20 protein-coding genes and 2 rRNA genes (1 of these 22 running past the window's edge) are annotated in these 21,850 nt (G+C 56.4%); 9 read left to right on the top strand and 13 right to left on the bottom strand.

Features of this window, described 5'->3' with window-relative positions; translation table 11 throughout:
- Window position 1 precedes the first annotated feature (1 nt).
- Window positions 2-976: an aldo/keto reductase gene (locus J8E65_RS02935; protein ID WP_210373867.1), complete on the bottom strand. Its 975-nt coding sequence runs from the start codon at window positions 974-976 to the stop codon at window positions 2-4.
- A gap of 145 nt (window positions 977-1,121) precedes the next feature.
- On the opposite strand from J8E65_RS02935, the gene J8E65_RS02930 reads away from it, so the two are divergent.
- Both J8E65_RS02930 and J8E65_RS02925 read left to right on the top strand, forming a co-directional pair.
- Window positions 1,122-1,550 (top strand): hypothetical protein, encoded by a 429-nt coding sequence (locus tag J8E65_RS02930; RefSeq protein WP_210373866.1) that lies wholly within the window; start codon window positions 1,122-1,124, stop codon window positions 1,548-1,550.
- Between the two features lie 13 nt (window positions 1,551-1,563).
- Window positions 1,564-2,118 (top strand): YqgE/AlgH family protein, encoded by a 555-nt coding sequence (locus J8E65_RS02925; RefSeq protein ID WP_210373865.1) that lies wholly within the window; start codon window positions 1,564-1,566, stop codon window positions 2,116-2,118.
- 34 nt (window positions 2,119-2,152) lie between these two features.
- On the opposite strand, the gene J8E65_RS02920 is transcribed toward J8E65_RS02925, so the two are convergent.
- On the bottom strand, window positions 2,153-2,905 hold the full coding sequence (locus J8E65_RS02920; protein ID WP_237181560.1) for a PAS domain-containing protein: 753 nt from the start codon (window positions 2,903-2,905) through the stop codon (window positions 2,153-2,155).
- A 160-nt stretch (window positions 2,906-3,065) separates the two neighbouring features.
- Between J8E65_RS02920 and J8E65_RS02915 the strand changes: the two genes are divergently transcribed.
- On the top strand, window positions 3,066-4,421 hold the full coding sequence (locus J8E65_RS02915) for a nicotinate phosphoribosyltransferase (protein WP_210373864.1): 1,356 nt from the start codon (window positions 3,066-3,068) through the stop codon (window positions 4,419-4,421).
- Between the two features lie 11 nt (window positions 4,422-4,432).
- Here the strand turns inward: J8E65_RS02915 and J8E65_RS02910 are convergent, their stop codons facing one another.
- Genes J8E65_RS02910 through J8E65_RS02900 form a run of 3 tightly spaced genes read right to left on the bottom strand, consistent with a single transcriptional unit; the run spans window position 4,433 to window position 6,200 of the window.
- A complete protein-coding gene (locus J8E65_RS02910) occupies window positions 4,433-5,134 on the bottom strand; it encodes an SDR family oxidoreductase (protein ID WP_210373863.1) in 702 nt (233 codons plus the stop codon).
- Between the two features lie 3 nt (window positions 5,135-5,137).
- Entirely contained in the window at window positions 5,138-5,797 is a 660-nt protein-coding gene (folE, locus tag J8E65_RS02905; RefSeq protein ID WP_210373862.1) for a GTP cyclohydrolase I FolE, read from the bottom strand.
- The gene (locus tag J8E65_RS02900) at window positions 5,787-6,200 is read right to left on the bottom strand and encodes a 6-pyruvoyl trahydropterin synthase family protein (RefSeq protein WP_210373861.1); all 414 of its coding nucleotides are present in this window, start codon (window positions 6,198-6,200) and stop codon (window positions 5,787-5,789) included. Before J8E65_RS02900 ends, folE begins: the two co-directional genes overlap by 11 nt.
- Window positions 6,201-6,363: 163 nt before the next feature.
- Here J8E65_RS02900 and J8E65_RS02895 point away from each other — a divergent pair, with 163 nt between their 5' ends.
- Genes J8E65_RS02895 through coaE form a run of 3 tightly spaced genes read left to right on the top strand, consistent with a single transcriptional unit; the run spans window position 6,364 to window position 9,279 of the window.
- Window positions 6,364-6,711, top strand: a complete 348-nt coding sequence (locus tag J8E65_RS02895) for a histidine triad nucleotide-binding protein (protein ID WP_210373860.1) — start codon at window positions 6,364-6,366, stop codon at window positions 6,709-6,711.
- A gap of 4 nt (window positions 6,712-6,715) precedes the next feature.
- Complete coding sequence (locus J8E65_RS02890; RefSeq protein ID WP_210373859.1) at window positions 6,716-8,680, top strand: hypothetical protein; 1,965 nt, start codon at window positions 6,716-6,718, stop codon at window positions 8,678-8,680.
- Window positions 8,668-9,279: a dephospho-CoA kinase gene (coaE, locus tag J8E65_RS02885; protein WP_210373858.1), complete on the top strand. Its 612-nt coding sequence runs from the start codon at window positions 8,668-8,670 to the stop codon at window positions 9,277-9,279. The genes J8E65_RS02890 and coaE overlap by 13 nt, the downstream gene beginning before the upstream one ends.
- Before the next feature lie 57 nt (window positions 9,280-9,336).
- On the opposite strand, the gene J8E65_RS02880 is transcribed toward coaE, so the two are convergent.
- Window positions 9,337-10,185, bottom strand: a complete 849-nt coding sequence (locus J8E65_RS02880) for a sulfurtransferase (protein WP_210373857.1) — start codon at window positions 10,183-10,185, stop codon at window positions 9,337-9,339.
- A gap of 45 nt (window positions 10,186-10,230) precedes the next feature.
- Between J8E65_RS02880 and J8E65_RS02875 the strand changes: the two genes are divergently transcribed.
- Window positions 10,231-10,689 (top strand): hypothetical protein, encoded by a 459-nt coding sequence (locus tag J8E65_RS02875; RefSeq protein ID WP_237181558.1) that lies wholly within the window; start codon window positions 10,231-10,233, stop codon window positions 10,687-10,689.
- A gap of 2 nt (window positions 10,690-10,691) precedes the next feature.
- Here the strand turns inward: J8E65_RS02875 and pdxH are convergent, their stop codons facing one another.
- Together pdxH and J8E65_RS02865 are read right to left on the bottom strand one after the other, a co-directional pair.
- A complete protein-coding gene (gene pdxH, locus J8E65_RS02870; RefSeq protein ID WP_210373856.1) occupies window positions 10,692-11,333 on the bottom strand; it encodes a pyridoxamine 5'-phosphate oxidase in 642 nt (213 codons plus the stop codon).
- Between the two features lie 34 nt (window positions 11,334-11,367).
- Window positions 11,368-13,449, bottom strand: a complete 2,082-nt coding sequence (locus tag J8E65_RS02865; RefSeq protein WP_237181556.1) for a PAS domain S-box protein — start codon at window positions 13,447-13,449, stop codon at window positions 11,368-11,370.
- Between the two features lie 94 nt (window positions 13,450-13,543).
- On the opposite strand from J8E65_RS02865, the gene J8E65_RS02860 reads away from it, so the two are divergent.
- Together J8E65_RS02860 and J8E65_RS02855 are read left to right on the top strand one after the other, a co-directional pair.
- Window positions 13,544-14,677: a trans-sulfuration enzyme family protein gene (locus tag J8E65_RS02860; RefSeq protein WP_210373855.1), complete on the top strand. Its 1,134-nt coding sequence runs from the start codon at window positions 13,544-13,546 to the stop codon at window positions 14,675-14,677.
- A 52-nt stretch (window positions 14,678-14,729) separates the two neighbouring features.
- Window positions 14,730-15,602, top strand: a complete 873-nt coding sequence (locus J8E65_RS02855) for a proline dehydrogenase family protein (protein ID WP_210373854.1) — start codon at window positions 14,730-14,732, stop codon at window positions 15,600-15,602.
- 4 nt (window positions 15,603-15,606) lie between these two features.
- On the opposite strand, the gene trxB is transcribed toward J8E65_RS02855, so the two are convergent.
- The 5 genes from trxB to J8E65_RS02830 form a co-directional block, all read right to left on the bottom strand.
- Entirely contained in the window at window positions 15,607-16,605 is a 999-nt protein-coding gene (trxB, locus tag J8E65_RS02850; RefSeq protein WP_210373853.1) for a thioredoxin-disulfide reductase, read from the bottom strand.
- 24 nt (window positions 16,606-16,629) lie between these two features.
- Window positions 16,630-16,977 carry a thioredoxin gene (gene trxA, locus J8E65_RS02845; RefSeq protein WP_210374059.1) on the bottom strand — a complete coding sequence of 116 codons (348 nt, stop codon included), beginning with the start codon at window positions 16,975-16,977 and terminating at the stop codon, window positions 16,630-16,632.
- A gap of 66 nt (window positions 16,978-17,043) precedes the next feature.
- A complete protein-coding gene (gene purL / locus J8E65_RS02840; RefSeq protein WP_210373852.1) occupies window positions 17,044-19,320 on the bottom strand; it encodes a phosphoribosylformylglycinamidine synthase subunit PurL in 2,277 nt (758 codons plus the stop codon).
- Window positions 19,321-19,458: 138 nt separating this feature from the next.
- Window positions 19,459-19,575: ribosomal RNA gene (rrf, locus tag J8E65_RS02835) — 5S ribosomal RNA — on the bottom strand.
- Between the two features lie 88 nt (window positions 19,576-19,663).
- Window positions 19,664-21,850, bottom strand: a 23S ribosomal RNA gene (locus J8E65_RS02830); it runs 1,438 nt beyond the window's last position.

Genomic DNA, 21,850 nt, shown 5'->3' with positions numbered 1-21,850 from the left:
TTTAGGGCACACGCTCGCCCCGGGCAGCCGTCAGCAGGGCATACCACTCTTCGCGGCTTAGCGAAACGGTATCGGCTTGAGCGCAGGCCCGAATGCGTTCAGGCGAGAGCGTGCCAATAATCGGTTGAATTGGCGCAGGGTGCCTCAAAAGCCAGGCCAGAGCAATGGCTTCACGCGACACTTGCTTTGCCTCGGCCAGTTCTGCAACGGCCTCGGCTGCACGCAGCGTGCGGCTTTCGGCTTCTGCTGGAGGCTCAATAAGATGCCCTTTAGCTAACGGCGACCAAGCCTGCACGAGCACGTCATGCAAGCGGCAGAAATCCAGCAAGCCCGTCACGCCTGCATGGGCCGGGGCTGCATTGTGGTTGGCCACAATCCCTTCTTCGATCAGGTGGGCATGCAGCAAACTAAGTTCGAGTTGGTTGACGACCAGCGGCTGATCGACGTAGCGCATTAGCAAAGCCATTTGTGCCGCGGTATGGTTACTCACGCCAAAGTAGCGCACCTTACCACTGCGATGCAGGACGTCAAAAGCTCGGGCTACCTCTTCGGGCTCCATCAGTGCATCGGGCCGATGCAAAAGCAGCACGTCCACGTAGTCGGTTCCAAGCCGCTGCAGGCTTCCTTCAACGGAGCGCACAATGTGCTCGTAACTAAAATCGTAGCGCTGCGGCGCGCCAGGAGGGTCATCTTTAAATCGGATGCCACATTTGGTTTGCAGGATGATCGCTTCGCGCCGGATGGCCCGTTCCCGGAGAATTTCACCAAACACGCGTTCCGATTTTCCTCGGCTGTAGATATCGGCGTGATCAAATAACGTAAAACCCGCTTCCAGAGCGGTCAAAATAGCTTCGGTTGCCCGCCGCTTTACCTCTGGACTTATGGTAGGGACCTCCCAGGGTCCCCCCAAATGCATGCAACCATAAGCAATACGCGAGACGGTCAGTTCGGTACGTGGAATGCGATAGGTTTGCACGGCCGTTGCAAGGTTGGTTATGCAAAAGCGTCTTAAGCTACGTCGGCCAGTGCGCTTGCGCAATCCATCAAAGTAGCACTCAAGGCGTTGAACCAAAGCAGGTGGCGATACGATCTTTAGCGCTGCACCTGCTGGCTGTTTAGGTATGGGAAAGCTCCTGCGTCTTAGTGATAGCGCTGCCCGACGGCGTCAGCAGCACCTGCGTTCTTGCGCCGAGGTGCTTCGCCTGCTGGCCCAACGGAGCTCTTTTGATGACGAAGCCCGAGATATGGTGGCGTTTTTGGTGTTCAACTTGCGCGGCATCTATGCCACCATTGAGGAAAGTGCCCAAGTATGGGAAGATCGTGGTTACTGGAAAAAAGCCGAAGCCTTACGGGCACGCTGGCGCTGGAGCCGCCATGTATCGGATGAACTGGAAGGTCGCATTCGTGCCCAGCAGTGGGAGGCTATTCCTCCTCTTTTGGTGCAGCTTATTCCGCATGTTCAATCCATTACAGTGACTACGATTACGCGCAACGCCGACTGGTGGTGCGGCGCACTCAAGGCTTTGCTCCAACAGCCTAAACAGCCTTAGAAGTCGTGAGCCGATGAATCCTCCGCTTGCGTTACGTCCGGGCATCTTGCTCGTTGCGCCCCCGATGCTTCGAGATCCCAACTTCTGGCGTACGGTAGTTTTGCTGTGTGCGCATGATGCTGAAGGAAGCTTTGGGTTGATTTTAAACCGTCCCGTCACGCTCACGTTACGCGACGTGCTCGAGGTGCCGGTCAATTATCCGCTATCCCTGGGGGGGCCAGTGCAGCCCGACACGCTGCACATCCTGCACCAACTGGGGGAAACCATCCCGAATGCCCAGCAAGTAACCGACGGGGTCTATTGGGGAGGCGAAGTTGAGGCCTTGTTGGAGAAACTCCGCACGGATCCTCCTGAACCAGAACGCATACGCTGTTTTTTGGGTTATGCTGGATGGGCGCCTGGACAACTTGAAGCAGAATATGAAGCCGGGGGATGGTTGCTAGCCCCCGCTCAAGCTCATCATGTGTTTCAAAACGATCCTCTTCAGTTGTGGCGGCAGGTGCTGCGCAGCATGGGTGGTGAATATGCCCTCCTGGCAAACTTTCCTGAAGATCCGCGCCTGAATTAAAAGTACGCCAAGGCTATAGCGCCTCAGCCTATGTTTACGCAGGCATGGTGAACAGTCCTGCCGAAACGCCTACCCCTTGCTCTGCAGGCGTTGGTTCACGCAACAGTACCAAGCGGCAGCCATCTTCTTCACAAGCAATTTCCTGCATACGCAATTTTCGCAATCCTTGTAGTGCCTCAACCACGACAAAGCCCGGCTCAGAAACCCTAAAAAGGGCCTCTATGCTTTGCCCGACCAGTTCGGTCTCCGCAAGCATCAACAAGCGGAAGGCTTCACTATTAGCCAGCAAAACCCGGCCGGCTTCATCCAATACCAGCAGCCCATCGGGATAATGCCGTAGAATAGCCCGGAATCGCGACTCACTGGCATACAGCTCTTGCAAATATTCAGAAAGCGCGTTTTGTAGCTTTTGGCGCTCAAGTGCGCGCGCCACGACATGCTGCAGCAACAAGGCGCACAGCTCGTCCCGAAAAAGATAATCGGCTGCCCCCATTTGCAACAGATGAATCCCAAGCATGGCCTCTTCACGGCGCAGTAACGCAATTACAGGCGTCTGGATAGCACGTAGTTTTACTTCTGCAAAGGCATCCAACCCTTCGCTGTCCGGTAAAGCCAGCGCTAATAAAATCAGGGCAGCTGGTGCAGTCTCGGTATTTTGCTCGTAACGAATCCATTCTTGTAACGTGCGGAAGTGCAATAAAGGCTGTAGTTCAAGCGGCTGTAAATGCTGCGCCACTTCCTGCACCGTCGCCTCATCCGGCGTAATCACAATGAACGGTCCAGCCATAAGAAGACAGGATTGGTTACCCAAACTTAGCTCCACAACAAGAATGCCATTCTGCTCACATCGCAATCTTTAAAAGTTCGCAAAACAACGCATTGCCAGATCTACCTGCACAGTATTGACAGGGAAGCGCCGTATTTTTTTAAGAAAAGCCATCTTTTCTATGAGCTGGGTTTCGGATAGCAATGCGGCTTTATTTACCGACTTGTATGAGCTAACCATGCTGCAGGCCTACTGGTGCGAAGGCCTGGACACGGCTACGGCCACGTTTGACTTGTTCATTCGTCAAATCCCTGGCCGTAATTACCTGCTAGCCTGCGGGCTCGATACTGTGCTGCATTATCTAGAAACGTTCCGGTTCACGCCTGAGGCGCTCGACTACCTCAGCTCACTTGGTCGCTTTAAACCCGACTTTTTAGCGTATCTTGCCCAGTTGCGTTTTACAGGCGACGTTTATGCCGTTCCCGAAGGCACCCCAGTGTTTGCTGGCGAGCCGCTCTTGCAAGTCGTAGCTCCGATTGGCCAAGCCCAGTTAATTGAAACTTTTGTGCTCAATCAGATCACGTTTCAGACCGGCATAGCTTCTAAAGCCAGCCGTGTGGTGCAGGCTGCGCAGGGTCGCTTGGTGGTCGACTTTGGCGCGCGCCGCATGCATGGCGCGGACGCGGCGCTTAAAGCCGTGCGGGCTTACTACATTGCGGGCGTGCAAGCGACTTCGCTGGTTTTGGGCGGCCAGCAGTACGGCGTGCCGGTCACGGGTACGATGGCCCATAGCTACATCGAAGCACATCCGACAGAAGAAGAGGCCTTCTGGGCTTTTGCGCAGCTGTATCCTGGCACAACGCTCTTGGTAGACACCTACGACACGCTCGAGGGCGTCCGTAAAGTCATCGCATTGCATCAGAAGTACGGGGAGCGGTTTTCTGTTGGAGCCATTCGCCTTGATTCGGGCGACCTGGCTACGCTAGCCCGCCAAGCACGGCAATTGCTCGATGCATCGGGCCTAAACCACGTAAAAATCTTTGTTAGTGGTAGCTTAGACGAATACCGCATCGCAGAACTGCTAGCGCAAGGCGCACCTATCGATGGCTTTGGCGTAGGCACCCGTATGGGTACCCTCAGTGACCGGCCCTATCTTGACAGCGCCTACAAACTAAGTGAATTCCAAGGGGAAGGCCGCATGAAACTCTCTTTGGAAAAAGCCAACCTTCCTGGTCGCAAGCAGGTATTTCGGTTTTACAATGAGGCAGGCGAAGCTGCTTATGACCTGATTGCCTGCAGTGACGAGACGTTTCCTGAGGGCGAACCGTTGCTCGCATGCGTGATGCGTCAGGGGAAACGTACTGAAGCAGGCAAGCAAACGCTCGAGGCAGCCCGCCAGCGGGCTCAGGAAGGCTTGCGCCGCTTACCTAAGCATCTGCTTAGCCTGGAAGAGGCGGATCCACCTTATCCTGTACGCATCAGCGACCGGCTGGAAGCATTGGGCAAAGCCGTACAGCAGCGCATTTTGCAGGATTAGGCCAAGATCCTTTACACATCTCCTTCTTGCGGTCTGAGCAAAATTTCTTCGACGACTGTTCGGGCTGAAAGGTGGTAAATGTCGCGTACAGCCCGCGCAATATCTTCTGCTGGCATAAAACGCGTCTCGGGCAGGTCCACCCCTGTCCAACTGGGGGTGTAAGTCGCTCCCGGTAGCACGACCGTCACGCGTAACCCAAGCTGGCGTGTCTCTTCACGCACTACCCTCGCCAGACCCAGCAACCCATGTTTGGCTGCACAATAGGCAACGCTGCCTGGATAAGCTTTGAGCGAAGCTACCGATCCCATGAAAAAGATATGGCCTCGCCGCTGGGCAATCATCGGCTCCAGAAACGCTCGCGTAACCAGAAAAGCACTCGTCAGGTTGGCCTCAAGCTGGGCTTGAAACTCCTCAACCGTGGTTTGCCGCAAAGGGGCAGGTCGGAATAACCCCGCGTTGTTGACCAATACTTCTGGTGCTCCCCAGTGTGCAAGTACGCTACGCGCAACAGCTTCGACTGCAGCTGCGTTGGTCAGGTCGCAAGGAAGCACCAGGGTTTCAGCACCCCGATCCCGGCAGGCTGCGGCTACAGCTTCCAGCCGCTCTTGATTGCGCGCTACCAACGCCAGTTGCGCCGCAGGTTCTTCAGCAAAAGCCTGCGCAATGGCAGCGCCAATGCCTTGACTTGCTCCCGTAATGACAACAACCGGCACAGATCACCCTCCGTTAATGAGCCGCATGAACTCTGCGCGTGTTGCTTCTTTTAAAAAGGCACCACTCATCGCGCTCGTGGTCGTCACCGCATGCTGCTTCTCTACCCCCCGCATCATCATACACAAATGCTGCGCTTCAATGACCACCGCCACGCCTAAGGGTTGCAACACCGATTCCAGCGCATCCCGAATCTGAATCGTCAGCCGTTCTTGCACTTGCAAACGCCGCGCAAAGACGTCCACTACCCGCGGAATCTTGCTAAGCCCAACAATCTTCCTATTGGGAATATAGGCTACGTGCGCTTTCCCAAAGAAGGGCAGCAAGTGGTGCTCACATAGGGAGTAGATCTGGATATCTTTTACCAGAATCATTTCGTTGTAATCCTCTTCGAAAAGGGCCGACTCCAAAATGGCCCGAGGATCCTGGTGGTACCCTTGCGTGAGGTATTGGAAGGCCATGGCCACCCGCTCTGGCGTGCGCTGTAACCCTTCGCGATCCGGATCTTCTCCAATCCAACGCAAAATCTCGCGCACATGCCGCTCGATGGCTGCTGTCGCTTCCGGACAGTACAGGTCCTGCCGCTCATAGCGTCCAACTGGATGTCCATCAAAGGCTTCAGGCCACACGTCAGAATGCGCGTGCTGCTTGTTGTTAGTCGCCATAGTATTCCACGTAGTTGCTTTCGGTCTCATACAGACGTATGCGGTATAGCCGGCCAGCTGGTAGCGCGTCTTCTAATTCACGCCATATGGCTACCACCAAGTTTTCGGTTGTCGGAATAATCCCTTGTAAAAAGTCGACATCCAAATTCAGGTTCTTATGATCTAGCTTGCTCAAGATGCGCTGCTCAAGAATGGCTTTTAAATCGCGCAAATTTAGGACAAATCCGGTTTCCGCGTTGGGTTCGCCAGCCACAGTGACTTCAAGCACGTAGTTGTGGCCGTGCCAGTTAGGGTGGTTGCACAGACCAAACGTTTCTTGATTCCAGGTTTCTGAGCGAGCTGGGTTATGCAGGCGGTGTGCTGCATTAAAGTGCACGCGCCGCGTTACGTAAACGGTCGGCATACTGCTGCCGGGCGATGATGCAGGGACCGATAAAGGCAAACGTGCAGCCGAAAGCAGCGTTCCTTAGGGTTTTGTGAGCTTACCGGTCTGTTACGTTGCGCACTGAAGCTTCTCAGGTGCTATATTTTTCTTTTTGTCTAAGGAGCTAACCAATCCCAAGGGTATGGCGGAGAAAACGTTGTTCCAGCGGATTATGGACGGCGAGATTCCGGGTGAGATTGTCTACGAAGACGATCGGTGCATTGTGCTGCGCGACATCAACCCCCAGGCGCCCGTCCATTTGCTCATTATTCCACGCAAACCGATTCCTTCGCTCAATGAGCTGACCGAGGAAGACGCCCCACTCATTGGTCACCTGTTTGTTGTAGCCCGCCAAATGGCCGAGCGTGAAGGCCTTGCGCGCAGCGGCTACCGCACCGTGTTTAATACTGGACCCGATGCCCAGCAATCTATTTACCATGTGCATTTGCACCTGCTGGGCGGCCGCAAGTTTAGCTGGCCTCCGGGCTGAAGGCATGCACCGCTGGCTGACCGCCTTGGGACTGCTTGTCTTGCAGCTGCCGGCTTGGGGGCAACCTGTCGGCTCCGTTGCAACAAGCTTTTTGCGGGACGTCAGCCGCTATGGGTGGGCAGCCACTCTAACCCTACAGCCCCGCTGGGGTGCATGGCAGCTCAGCTGGCATCAAACCTTTACCAGCGATGCTTACGAGCTAGGGCAGGGTCGCCTGGACTTTCGCGACGAGTCGACCGCAAGCTGGCTTTTGACGGCTTCACAACCGCGGCGACTCCAACCTTTGCTCAGCGGTCGCCTGTTCTGGTTTAACGCAGGTCGCGTGCTGACGCAGCAGATCCTGGCGGGGCTGCGCTATCAGCCTAATGCCGGTTTTTGGCTTGAGCCTACCTTAGGTTTAGGATTGGATCAACGCCCAGGCACACCTCAAGGCACAACCCAAGCCCCCTTGCGCACCGATTATGGACCTGCCTTGGGCATGCGCCTGCAACTTATGCCACCCGCCCAATGGCCTGTGCAGATGCGCTTGGAAGCTGGCGTTCTCGAGCAGCAACTGACCCCACGACAGCGGACAACCGCTTACCTAAGCGGCATGCTTCAGCATCAATCCGATGCCCTCAACTTTGACGTGCAACTCCGCGCAGCCCGGCTGCGCCGTGACACCTACCAAGCGGTCTCCTTTCTTAACCGAAACAACCCGTCTTCCTCGAGCGAGTCCGTTGAAGCCACGCGCAACGACACACTCTGGGGCAGCTTGAACCTGGAGCTCCCCCTGATGCCTCAACTGCAGTTTGCCGCTGGGTTTGAAGGCCAGAGCGTAATCCGACAGGTATGGTTTTTCCACACACCCCCCAATGCCTTGTTTTTCAACACACGCTTTAACCGCCGCCAACTCAACGGTACCGCGGCACTTACCTATAGCCGCAATCCCTGGATGCTGCACCTTATGCTCGAAACCGGGGCTGAAGAAGAAACGCGACTGCTTACCAACCGAGAACACCTTCCGCTTGCCCAGGCAGCTCAAAAAGCCACTTTACTCCAACAAGCCGACTATGCCCGAGGGCATTTAACGCTTGGAGGCCAAGGCCGCCTCAAAACGGGTCGCTTAACGCTTGGCCTTCGTGCTTTGAGTACTATCTTGCGCCACGACACCCCGGAGGTCAACCTCGACGACCGGGACGAACTGCAACAGCAGGCGCGCTTCGAGTTGGGCTGGCGCCTGACCTCAACACTCGAGGCCGAAATTGGCCTAGAAGCCACCTACTACCACCTGGTTTACCTGAAAAGCGCGCGCTCAGCCGAAAACTACGTCCAACGCACTTTACGCCTCGAACCTGGCCTACGCTTCGCGCCCAGCACCCGCACCTTGCTTCACCTCCAAAGTCACGTGCGCGCTGCTTATACCGTGGCGGACTTTGTATTACCCGGTCGCCAGCGGCAGGACCAATCGGCCCGCGAACTCGGATATCGCCTTGAAATGCAGTACGCGCTTACCTCAATCCTGCATCTTCACCTCCAAGGAAGCTATAGCGAACTCCGCCTAGGACGACTGCTCTGGGGCCGCTTTGCTGAAATTCCGTTTGACACGCTGCGTACCTATACCGCCTGGCTTCGCTTGGAAAGCCGCAACCCAGAGCTAACCAGCAGCATCGGTTTTCGTCTGTTTCTTCGCCAGGATTATGCGACCAGCCTGCTTGTGGCCTACCTCACAGAAACAGGCACACAAGCGCTTGTTAACCGCCCTGGGCAGCTGTGGATTGTACAGTTTGGCCCAACGTGCGCCCTGCGCTGGCAGGCCAAACAAGCGCTTCAGTTTACCCTAGAAGGCTGGTTGCTACTACAACGCGTGCACCGACGTCTTTATGGACCGCTGCCTTCGGCCACGGCCGACCGCATCCGAAAGGCCGCCTGGAACGGTGAACGCGGCCGCTTTCCTAACCTCACTTTTTCCCTAACATGGCAGCTTTGAAAGTCCCCACCCTAGGCGTTACCGGCGGCATTGGAAGTGGCAAAAGCACAGTCTGCCGCCTGTTTGAAGCCCTGGGCGCCCGCGTATTCTATGCCGACCATGAAGCTAAACGGCTTATGACCGAGGACCCTGCGTTGCGACAAGCCATCTTGGATGCGTTTGGGCCCGAAAGTTACCAGCCCAATGGACAGCTTAACCGAGCTTATTTGGCTGAACGCGTTTTTGACGATCCTAACGCTCTTCGCCGGCTCAATGCCTTGGTCCACCCGCACGTGCTCCACGCATTCCAAGAAGCCCGCAAGCAGGCCACACGTGCACAGGTACCTTTACTGATTTTAGAAGCAGCACTGCTGTTTGAATCCGGCGCCGACCGGCTAGTAGATCATGTACTCGTGGTTGATGCCCCCGAAGCAGAGCGCATCCGCCGGGTTGTAGCACGCGACGGTATTCCTCCTGAAAAAGTACGTGCCCGCATGCAACACCAGCTCCCCCCTGAAATCCTGAGAGCACGGGCCGATTTTGTCCTAGAAAACACGGGATCGCTAGAGCAGCTTCGCCAACAGGTTGAAGCCCTTTATCGCCACCTTACAATGACGTAGCTGTTATTTCCCTTTAGGCAACAGTTGCAATTTGAACAAACAGCTTTTGTTTTTTTCTCAACGCTCAATCGGCCGCGCCGGATCGGTAATCCATTCACTCCACGAACCCGCATACAGTCGCGCTCCTTGCAACCCCGCATAGCTCATAGCCAAAAGCGTATGCGCAGCCGTAACTCCAGAGCCGCAGTAACAGACCACCCGCTCTGGCGGTACCGGCCCTAGTAAAGCCTCAAAGCGCGCACGCAGCTCCTGAGGTGAACGAAAACGCCCATCTACGGTAAGATTTTCGGCGAATGGGGCATTCAAGGCCCCAGGAATATGGCCGGCTACCGGGTCAATGGGTTCTTCTTCCCCCCGAAAACGCGCTGGAGCCCGAACGTCCAGGAGCCGCCACGCTGGGTCTGTCCGCACACGTGCCACTTCTTCGCTTGTCACCACGTACTCAGAACGCACCTGGGGCTTAAAGCTTCGCGGTTCGCGCGCTTCGCTTCCGCTGCGGACTGGCCTGCCTTCCCGAACCCAGCGTGACCATCCCCCATCGAGTACCGCCACGGCGTCATGCCCCAACCACCGCAAAAGCCACCAAAGCCGTGCTGCGGCCATGGCGCCGCCAGCATCATCATAAGCCACCACCTGAAGATGCGCCTCGATCCCTAAACGCGAAAAGGTGGCGGCCAATGCCTTCGGATCTGGAAGCGGGTGCCGACCGGTTTTTCCGGGGACCACTGGCCCTGAAAGATCTTCTTCTAAGTGCGCATACACGGCCCCAGGTATATGCGCTTGTACATAAGCGCGACGGCCATAAGTTGGATCGGTTAACGAAAAACGGCAATCCACCACTACCCAAGCGGGGTCATCCAAATGGGCCGCTAGGGTTTCTGGATCAATAAGGGTTACATAGGCCATTTTTGCGTGTCCTTTTTAGGGATTAGGGACAATTTGTATCCATTGATGTCTCGCGCTATTCAGCTTATGGCCTTGACCATTGGGCTGCTTTGGGTCGCCCCGATAAACGCCCAACCGTTGATCGACACGCTGTGGGTCTGGCAAGGGTATCAAGCCGAAGGGCGCTGTCGCGTACAGCTCTATCGAACCGCACCCCGTGCCGAACGCGCCTACGTGGTCGTCCTAAGGGAGCTCGCCGAAAACCCTGGACCTTCAACGGTAGCCGACGCTCGCTATCTGGCTGAGCACGTTGGCCGCCGCTTAGGCGTTGACCCTACCCAGGCTTACTGGATCTTTCACTGGGGTGCTTTCAGTTTCAAGGGAGCCCAACCTTCGGCGAAAGAACTGTTTCTACGGGCTACTTTTAGCCGCACCAGCAGCGGCAGGCTGAGCGCCCCGCATTGGCACATTGTGGAACGTGCCGAAGTGGAGCACCTTACTGATCGACAACTCCGCATCCCCTGAGGTTAAGGGGCCAGACGGTCTTTCACCCAACCCTGTGGCGTCCGCCGGTAGCGAATCCGGTCATGTAGCCGGCCAGGCCGTCCCTGCCAAAACTCAATCACCTCGGGAATTAACCGGAAACCTCCCCAGTAAGGGGGACGCGGCACCTCTTGCCCATTGAAACGGGCCATAAGCTCAGCCACGCGATGCTCAAGCGTCGCCCGATCGGGAATCACTTGGCTTTGAGGCGAAGCCCAAGCACCTAGCTGGCTTTCGCGCGGACGCGTTTGAAAGTAGGCATCCGACTCCTCGGCCGAAACCTTTTCGACGCGTCCTTCGACACGTACCTGGCGCTCCAAAGCCGCCCACCAAAACACCAGCGCAGCCCAAGGATTCTCGGTAAGTTCGTGGCCCTTGCGGCTTTCATAATTTGTAAAAAACACAAAGCCTTGGGTATCGCAATCTTTCAGCAACATCACCCGCGCCGAAGGACGCCCAGAAATATCGGCGGTAGCCAGTACCATGGCATTGGGATCGGCCACCTCTGCTTGTAACGCTTCCTTAAACCACTGCTGAAACAACGTCAGCGGATCGTCTGGCAGTTGCGCTTCGTCGAGTGCCTGGCGGGCATATTCGCGACGCAATTGGGCAAGTTCTGGATTCATAGCCCTTACGTAATCAGTGCATTCAAGCAAAACGTCAACGCCCTTGGTTCGGCGAGGCTCCATCTGCTAAAGCCGCAGGGGAGGAAGCTTTTTGCGAAAGCTGGAAAGGCAACCAAACCGTAAACCGGCTGCCTTGGCCTTTAACGCTATGCACCTCAATGCGTCCATCCATCATTTCTACCAAGCGACGCGTAATGGCCAGTCCCAGCCCACTACCTTGATGCGTGCGCGTGAGCCCATCGCTTTCTTGGCGGAATTCTTCAAAGATGTGCGGCAAAAAGTTGGGATCAATTCCAATCCCGGTATCGCTGACCTCAAGGCAGAGCCATTCATCTTTTACGCGAAGCGTAATGGTTATCTCGCCCTGATCGGTAAACTTTACGGCATTGGAGACCAAGTTCAGTACAACGCGGTGCACTCCGTTGCGGTCTAAATAGACCCGGAAAGGTTTATCTGGAAGCTGCAGCTTTAACTGCAGCCCTTTATCTTGTAGCATTGGCTCAAACAGCCGCACCGTCTGCCGAATTTCCTCGACCAAATCAAACGGCTCAGGACACAAGGTAAACGCGCCAGCTTCAATGCGCGCAAGGTCGAGGAGGGTATTCAGCGTTTCCAACAGCCGCTGTCCACTGTTTCGAATTAACCCAGCCAGCTCGCGATGCGGCTCACCGAGCTCTTCTTCCAACACTTCGGCAAAGCCGATGATACCGGCCAGGGGCGTGCGGATTTCATGGCTGATGTTGCTCAAAAGCGTAGACTTCAATCGGGCAATCTCTTCGGCGCGCTCCTTGGCCTCGAGTAATTGCTGCTCGTACTGCTTGCGCCCGGTAATGTCGCGCAACACCACTTGAAAGGCATGCCGTCCTTGATATGTGATCGGCGCGCTGATCACTTCGACGTCGCGCACCTGCCCATCGGCGCGGATGATTTTTTGCTCACTGACTGGAAGGGGCCGTCCCCGCCGTGCAGCCACGTCCAGATAGCGTTGCAGGGCATCAGCTTCTTCAAATTGTAAGAACCGGTAAAGCGACTGTCCGATGAGCTGCTCAGGCGTTTGCACACCGACAAACGCTGCAGCTGCTGGATTGGCGTACAGAATATGCTGCGCGTCGTGCACGATGACCGGCTCGGGGAGCTGCTCCATGAGCAGCTGATAGCGCCGCTCGCTTTCGTCTAGCGCTTGTTCAGTCGCATGGCTCCGCGTCACGTCAATCAAAACCCCCTCAAAGTACACCTGGCCTTCGGGGTCCTCAATGCGCCGCGCGTAGTCCTGCACCCAGACCACCGTCCCATCGACACGGCGCAGCATCAGTTCCGCGAAGGCTTCGCCTCGGGCTTGCAATTGCTGCAAAAACGCTTCTCGCTGGCTCACGTCCACGTAAACGTCCCACGCATTTACGCGCAGCAAGGCTTCAACGCTATCGTAGCCCAGCATGCGCGCTGCTGCAATATTGGCCGCCCGAATCACCCCCTCTGGCGTGCTGCGGTAGACTCCTACGGGGAGCTGCTCTAAGAGTGATCGATAAAGGGCTTCACTGGCTCTTAGGGCAGCTTCCGTGCGCTGCCAGGCCGAAACGTCCTCTAGCGTTCCCTCTATCAGTCCTTGTCGTAACCAGGCATTCATTCGGGCCCACCATAGGCTCCCGTCTCGGCGACGCAGCGGCAAGTAATAGTTTGAGACCAAACCCTGCAGCGTTAGCCGAGACCGCAATTGGCTCCATAGCGTCTCATCGGCCAGCATCTGGGCTAGGTTTTGTCCAACAAGCGCCTTTGCATCCGCATAGCCCAGCATCTGAGCCAAAGCAGGATTGCCCTCCAGCAGGCGACCTGAAAGATCCGCCCGGAAAATGCCTTCCAGGGCATGCGTAAAAAAGGCGTGGTAGACTTCCAGGGCTTCGGAATGCTGGTGCCTGAGGAGATACAAGCTGGCCCCCAAAGCCGCCACGAACAGCAACAAACCCAAGATAATAACTGGCAGCCCCCAGCCTTTCAACCACGCTAATCCGACAATGCCTAGTCCGGCCAATGTTCCTCCAAAAAACACCACATAAAGCGTCACGTAAAAAAGCGGTCGAAGCAAAGACCTGGCACGCTCCAGGCGAGAAGGCATTGTCATTTGCGCATCAGCAAGCATTACTTCAAGGAACGAAACAGATGCCCTTAGTAGTTGATGAGAAAGCCTTGATGTCGCGCACGCCTTTTTACAAAAGATGTACCAGCCCTTGCAGCTCGAAACCTTGCTCGCCAAAGCCGGCTGCGAGCCGGATCTTGCAACCGGGGCTTTGGTGTCGCCACCTTACCTGAGCACTACCTTCGAACGCGCCCCAGATGGCAGCTATCCACGCGGCTATCTCTATAGCCGCCATGCTAACCCCACCCGCCATCAACTGGAAACGCTCTTGGCACACCTCGAGGGTGGCCAAGCCTGCGCTGTCTTTGCCTCAGGTATGGCTGCTGCTACAGCCTTGCTACAGGCTTTAGAAGTAAAAAGTCATGTTTTAATCCCAAAAAACGTATACTATGGCGTGCGAAATTTGCTTGAAAAGATTTTCGTAAAACAAGTTTTATCTTACACTACGGCAGATTTTTCCGATCTGGAATCCGTACGTGCTGCTGTGCGTCCCAACACGCGTCTGATTTGGGCAGAAACTCCTTCGAATCCATTACTCCAGATTACGGACCTATCAGCCTTAGCCCAACTGGCGCGGGAAGTGGGGGCACGTTTGGTGGTCGACAGCACCTGGGCTCCTCCCCCCATTCAACGTCCTCTGGACCTGGGCGCCGACCTGGTGCTGCATTCGCTTACCAAGTACCTTTCGGGGCATTCTGATGTGATGGGCGGCGCGCTTATTGCCCGGGAAGCAGATGCATTTTTTGAGCGCATCCGCACCATTCAACAAACCGCTGGTGCTGTGCTTGATCCGTTTAGCGCCTGGCTAACGCTTCGCGGCCTGCGCACCTTGGCAGTGCGGCTACGCCAGCAATGCGCCAATGCCCGAGTCATTGCCACCTTTTTAGCGCAGCATCCGGGAGTGATCCGGGTGCACTACCCTGGTCTACCTGACCACCCTGGCCACGAAGTGGCCCGTCGCCAGATGCGCGACTTTGGGGCCATGATCTCGTTTGAAGTTGCCGGTGATGCCACCCGTGCCCTGAAAGTGGCTGCCCGCACGCGCGTCTTTATGCGGGCTACCAGTCTGGGTGGGACCGAAAGCCTTATCGAACACCGCGCCTCCATCGAACCCCCCGATACCTCAACACCCCCCAACCTGCTCCGCTTATCGATCGGCCTAGAGCACATTGATGATTTATTGGCAGATCTTTCGCAAGCCCTCGAAGATTAGGTTTACCAAATCTCGTATTTTTGGAAGCGCTTGCAACCTATGCACCTGCCGTATGTCTGTACGACTTCCCTTCCTCTTGGCGCGCCGTTTTGTAGCAGCTGAATCACTTGAAGCCACGTTACCTGTGCTGCGGGCCCTTTCGGCCGAAGGGCTCTACGTCACTGTCGATCGGCTGGGGGAGTACGTACATAACCGTCACCAAGCACTCCATACCCAGCAGGCCTACCAGCAGCTTATCGAAGTGGTCGCCGACGAACGCGACGCTGGCCGGCTGCGTGACGCAAACATTTCGCTTAAGCTTTCTGCCTTAGGGCAGAAAATCGATGAGGCTTTTTGCCTGGACAACCTGCGCCAGTTGCTCGAAGCAGCACGGGCACGTAACGTGTTTATCCGCCTCGACATGGAGGGCAGCGACCTCACCGCCTCCACGTTGCGTATTTTTGAAACGGTTTATCCTGACTATCCCGACCATGTCGGTCCCGTACTCCAGGCTTACCTCAAGCGAACCCGTGAAGACGTAGCCCGCATGTGCGCCTTAAAAGCCCGCGTGCGCCTCTGCAAAGGTGCTTATAAAGAGCCTCCAAGCATTGCTTATCAAGACATGCCCACCATTCGCGCCCGTTTTATCGAATATATGCAACGCCTACTTCTCGAAGGACGCTACCCAGGCATTGCTACCCACGACGAGTATCTGATTACAACCACCAAACACTTTGCAGCCCAGCACCAGATCAGCCACGATCGTTTTGAGTTTCAAATGCTTTATGGCATTCGGCCCAAAGCACAACGCCAGCTGCTAGGTGAAGGCTACCGCGTGCGGGTCTACGTGCCTTATGGCACAGAATGGCTACCCTACTTTTATCGCCGCTTACGGGAACGCAAGGAAAACGTTTGGTTCGTCCTGAAACACTTGTTCCGCTCCTAGCCTGTCAAAGGATCGAAGGCGCTGTGGCGTACGCTTGCTCGGCCAGCCAGCGTTCGGCATCAATAGCCGCCATGCACCCTGAGCCTGCGGCCGTAACCGCCTGCCGATAGACGCGATCTTGCACGTCACCACAGGCAAACACCCCGGGGATGTTGGTACGCGTTGAGCCGGGCTGCGTTTTGATGTAACCTTGCTCATCCATTTCCAACCAACCCCGGAAAATCTCTGTGTTAGGTTTGTGGCCAATGGCCACAAACAGTCCTTTGACAGCGAGCTCTGAACGTTCCCCCGTTTGAACGTTCCGCAGGCGCAGACCCTCCACTTCCGTCTCGCCCAGCACGTCTTCCACGATCGTGTTCCAGATAAAGGTGATTTTGTCGTGCTTTAGAGCACGCTCCTGCATAATTTTTGAAGCACGGAGCTGATCTCGGCGATGAATCACGTAGACGCGGGTGGCAAAGCGCGTTAAGAAAAGAGCTTCTTCCATAGCCGTGTCCCCTCCGCCTACCACGGCTACTTCCTGCCCACGGAAAAAGGCACCGTCACAGGTAGCACAAGCGGAAACGCCGTGACCGATTAGCCGACGCTCATTTTCCAGCCCTAAGTATTTGGCCGAGGCACCGGTAGCAATGATCACCGCATCGGCTAAAATAGGCGTCTGATCATCCACCAGCAGGCGAAACGGTCGGCGCGAGAAGTCCACTGCAGTTACTGTACCGTAGCGCAAATCTGCGCCAAAGCGCGCCGCTTGCTCCTCAAAGCGCTGCATAAGCTCAGGCCCAAGAATCCCCTCAGGGAAACCTGGGTAGTTCTCTACCTCTGTGGTTGTGATGAGCTGCCCTCCAGGCTCTGGTCCCCGAAACACTACCGGAGCCAGATTGGCCCGAGCAGCATAGAGTGCTGCCGTCAGGCCCGCTGGTCCCGTGCCAATGATGACCAGGGTGCGGTGCTCTGCATGATCAAAGTCAACACCATCAAAAGCCGACACCTCTAGCTGCGCCATAAGCTCTCTATTGTGGTTTTATTGTCAAGCGGCTTCGGCACCTACCAGCGCCTCCAAACGCTCTACAAGCATTTTTTTCGACGCTGCGCCAACAAGCTGATCGACCACCTGTCCGTTCTTGAAAAAGAGCAGCGTGGGAATAGCGCGGATGCCATACTGCATGGCAGTACGTGGATTCTGATCGACGTCCAACTTTCCTATCTTGGCGCGTCCTTCGTATTCTGCAGCCAATTCCTCAATGACCGGCGCAATCATGCGGCAGGGACCGCACCAGATAGCCCAGAAATCGACCAGTACAGGTACTTCGGACTGAAGCACTTCGGCCTCAAAGTTGTCGTCCGTCAGCGTGACGTACTTAACGTTTTCACCCATGGTCATGGTTTTCTAGTTACACAAAGTCTAGGGGGGTTCAACATGACGCTATAGGATGGGTTTCCCTTAGGCGCCCTGAAACCAGGCAGGGATTGCAGCCTCATAGGCTTGTTCTAGCTGAGCCCGCTCCAGATCGAGCACCTGGGTCTCGCCTACGTACATCACCAGTCGTTCTGAAGCCTCAACGGTTCCTATAGGCACAAGCTGCACCGGGCGTCCCTGCAATAGCCGATAGACTTCAGCACTGGATGCAGCAGAGGTTGTAAAAACAATCCGCGACTGGGCTTCTCCAAAAAGCAAGGCATCCCGACGCACTGCAGCAGCATCAGGAATCCTAACCGTGGCGCCAAGACCGGGCGAAAAGATCACACATTCGGCCAGGCACACCGCTAACCCGCCATCCGACACGTCATGCGCGCTCTGCACGAGGCCAGCCCGAATTAAAGTAAGCAGCGCCTCCTGCACGGCTTTTTCTTCTGCTAACTCCAAATGGGGAGCGTCCCCTGCGGTAATGCCATGCACGTAGGCCAAGTATTCAGAGCCTCCGAGATCGTTACGATGTAACCAAGCGGCCGGGGTTAGCAAGAAAATCACGTCGCCTGGCTGTTTGAAATTGGCTGTCGTAGCCCAGCAGACCTCTTCCAGCAAGCCCAGCATACCGATGGTGGGTGTAGGGAAGATGGCTCCTTCAGGGCTTTCATTATAAAAGGAGACGTTACCCCCGGTAACAGGGGTCCCCAGGGCACGGCAGGCTTCCCCAATACCGGCCACGGCCTCTTTAAAGGTCCAGTAAACCTCTGGTTTGTAGGGGTTACCGAAGTTCAGGCAATTGGTGATGGCTAGTGGACGTCCGCCAGCACAGACGACATTGCGTGCAGCCTCACAGACCGCAATTTGCCCGCCACGGCGTGGATTGAGGTAGACGTAGCGGCCGTTGCCGTCAACCTTGACAACCAAGGCCTTTTGGGTACCTTTAATACGCACGACAGCGGCATCGCTAGGACCTGGTCCTACTACCGTGTTGGTGCGGACCATCGTATCGTACTGCTCAAACACCCATCGTTTGGAAGCAATGTTTGGACTGCTAAGCAGCTGCAAGAGCACGGACCCTGCCGTTTTAGGAGAGACGTCAGGAAGCGTAGCTAGATCAAAGGCCAACGTATGGTCTAAATACGCTGGCCGCTGGGCTTCTCGATGGTAGACCGGTGCCCCGCCCCCAAGGACCAGGTGTTCGGCCTCAACATCGGCAACCAGTTGGCCATGCCAGTAGACGCGCACGTGTCCGTCGTCGGTAACTTGGCCAATGCACGCAGCGTGCAGGTCCCATTTGCGGAAGACCTCCTCCAGGGCAGCAGCTTTATCCGGTTCACAAACAACCAGCATGCGCTCCTGGCTTTCGGAAAGCATGATTTCGTAGGGGGTCATGTCGGCTTCGCGCACCGGAACCCGCTCAAGGTGGAGCACCATGCCGCTTTTCCCCCGTGCACTCATTTCGCAAGAAGAGCAAGTCAGCCCGGCAGCACCCATGTCTTGCATGCCCACAACCAGTCCCTTCTGAATGGCTTCGAGCGTAGCTTCCAGGAGCAGTTTCTCGGCAAAGGGGTCACCGACCTGCACGCTGGGGCGTTTGGCTTCGCTTTCCTCACTAATTTCTTCAGAGGCAAATGTAGCGCCGTGGATGCCGTCACGCCCTGTGGCGGATCCCACAATGTAGACCAGGTTGCCTTTACCTCGGGCAGCTGCTGAAACGGTTTGGCCCACGCGCACAATGCCCACGCTCATTGCATTCACCAGCGGATTGCCCTCGTAGGCTTTGTCGAAATAGACCTCACCGGCTACCGTAGGCACGCCGAAGGCATTGCCGTAGTCGCCAATGCCGCGTACAACCCCGTCGAGCAGGTAGCGTACGCGTGGATTGTCAAGCGGGCCAAAGCGTAGCGAGTTGAGCGCACAAATGGGCCTGGCCCCCATGGTAAAAATGTCGCGATGGATGCCGCCAACGCCCGTTGCAGCTCCCTGGTAAGGCTCGACAGCTGAGGGATGGTTATGGCTTTCGATCTTGAAGGCTACGGCCAGTCCATCGCCAATGTCTACCAGTCCTGCATTTTCCTCACCGGCTGCCACCAGCAAAGCTGGGCCTTCACGGGGAAGCGTTTTGAGCACAGCGATGGAGTTTTTGTAGGAGCAGTGCTCGCTCCACATGACCGCGTAGATGCCCAGTTCGGTGAAGGTAGGTGTGCGGCCTAGTTTTTCGACGATCCAGCCGTATTCTTCGTCGGTAAGGCCGTGTTGACGGGCCAGCTCGAGCGTGACTTCAGGTTCTTGGAGCAGCGTTTCAGCCATAGAGGTTGCGTTTAGGCAAGTGGTAAGAGTACGCCCGAGGGGACACTTCTATCCGAGATTACCCAATTTTTTGCAAGCAATAAAAAAACGAGCAGGCTGGGCTGCAGTCGCAGCACAACCTGCTCGTCAACCAAGGGTCCCTGGCACCGACCTACTCTCCCACCGGGGTAACCCGGCAGTACCATCGGCGCTGCGGGGCTTAACTTCTCTGTTCGGAATGGGAAGAGGTGTTTCCCCCGCGCTATAGGCACCAGAGACGCATACCGATGACATGTGACACGCTACAAGGTAAGGGCAAACCGGCGCAGCGCAGTGCGCCTTGTTCGTTGCCTGTAAAAGGGGAGGGATTAAGTCACACGGGCGATTAGTACGGCTCGGCTCAACGGGTTACCCCGCTTACACCTGCCGCCTATCAACGTCCTCGTCTCGGACGGCCCGTAGGGGAGGCCTCATCTTGCGGTGGGCTTCGCGCTTAGATGCCTTCAGCGCTTATCCCGTCCGGACATAGCTACCCAGCGGTGCACCTGGCGGCACAACTGGTACACTAGAGGTCCGTCCATCCCGGTCCTCTCGTACTAGGGACAGGTCCGCGCAAGCCTCCTGCGCCCGCCGCAGATAGGGACCGAACTGTCTCACGACGTTCTGAACCCAGCTCACGTACCGCTTTAATGGGCGAACAGCCCAACCCTTGGGACCTTCTCCAGCCCCAGGATGCGATGAGCCGACATCGAGGTGCCAAACCGGGGCGTCGATGTGAACTCTTGGCCCCGATCAGCCTGTTATCCCCGGCGTACCTTTTATCCTTTGAGCGACGGCCCTTCCATGCGGAACCGCCGGATCACTAGGCCCGGCTTTCGCCCCTGCTCGACGTGTGTGTCTCGCAGTCAAGCCCCCTTATGCCCTTACACTCTACGCACGATTACCGACCGTGCTGAGGGGACCTTTGGGAGCCTCCGTTACTCTTTAGGAGGCGACCGCCCCAGTCAAACCACCCACCTGACACGGTCCCCCGACCGGATAACGGCCGTGGGTTAGGCGCCAGCCAGAGCGAGGGCGGTATCTCAAGGGCGGCTCCACCGGAGCTGGCGCCCCGGCTTCTCAGCCTCCCGCCTATCCTGCACACGCCCTGGCCGGCGTCAATGCCAGGCTGCAGTAAAGGTGCACGGGGTCTTTCCGTCCCGCGGCGGGTAGCCAGCGTCTTCACTGGCACCACAATTTCACCGAGCCCGTGGCCGAGACAGTGCCCAAGTCGTTACACCATTCGTGCAGGTCGGAACTTACCCGACAAGGAATTTCGCTCGGTTTACCTCGCTCTGTTTCCAGAGGAGCCGGACTTTATCTTTCCCGCTGCCTATGCATCCGTTCTGCAATTTTCCGGATGCGCTCAAGCCCTTCGGCGTTTAGGTGCTCACCCTTCTCCATTAAGAGCAAAACCCGCCGAAACGCAATAAAATCTAGGCGTTTTTTTGTCTTTAGCGGGTGCTTTTCAAAGAAGGGCACGATGCGATGACGCAGGTGTTCGAACTTTCGCACCCGATACGCCATACGGTCGCCATGATTAAGACGCACCACACCGCACCCAAAGAAAGCTTTGAGGGCATAGAGCACCTGAACGTCCCGCTTGTGCTGCACCACTACGAATTCGGGGATCACTTGGTAGCCTGTGTTCATTTCGGGATGGGCATTGATGCCTATATGAAAGCATCCTTCTCCATCCACAAAACCCACAACCCATTGTGCTTCAAGTTTCATGATCGCTTTTGCACGGCTACCAAGATTGTCCCCCAAGCATAGGCTAGCGGGACCGAACGTAAAGTCTCTGAGGGTTCTCTCCCTTTTTTAGGGAGAGCCTTCCCTGCGGATTGCCCCCATGTCCTGCAGATTTTTACTGCCTGCTTGGGGCAGGCGAGTACTGCCTGGCTGTTTGAGGGGTTCCCCGCATATAGTTCGGTTTTACTAAGGCTCGCGATGAACCTTAGGACCGTTATAGTTACGGCCGCCGTTTACCGGGGCTTCGGTCGGGAGCTTCGCCTTGCGGCTAACCCCCTTCCTTAACCTTCCGGCACCGGGCAGGTGTCACTCCCTATACGTCCTCTTACGAGTTCGCAGAGAGCTGTGTTTTTGTTAAACAGTCGCTTGGGCCTGGTCACTGCGGCCCCCTCCCGCTTTTAGATGGGAGGAGGCGCCCCTTCTCCCGAAGTTACGGGGCCAATTTGCCGAGTTCCTTAGCCACGGATCACTCGAGCGCCTGAGGATGCTCGCCTCGCCCACCTGTGTCGGTTTCCGGTACGGGCACCCAAAGGCAACCTGCGACGCTTTTCTTGGCAGCGTGCTTGGGGCCTCTATGGGTTTCCCTTGCGGGTCCCCCTACTGTCGCCTTTCGGCCTTAGCGGGTGGCGGATTTGCCTACCACCCAGCCTACGGGCTTCAACGCCCTATTCCGTCAGGGCGCGGACCTTACGCTTCTGCGTCCCGCCTCAGGTTAACGCCTTTAGGTGGCACGGGAATATTAACCCGTTATCCATCGCCT

It is taken from the genome of Rhodothermus bifroesti (assembly GCF_017908595.1).
Lineage (GTDB): Bacteria > Bacteroidota > Rhodothermia > Rhodothermales > Rhodothermaceae > Rhodothermus > Rhodothermus bifroesti.
This window is presented reverse-complemented; position numbering and strand designations above follow the sequence as displayed.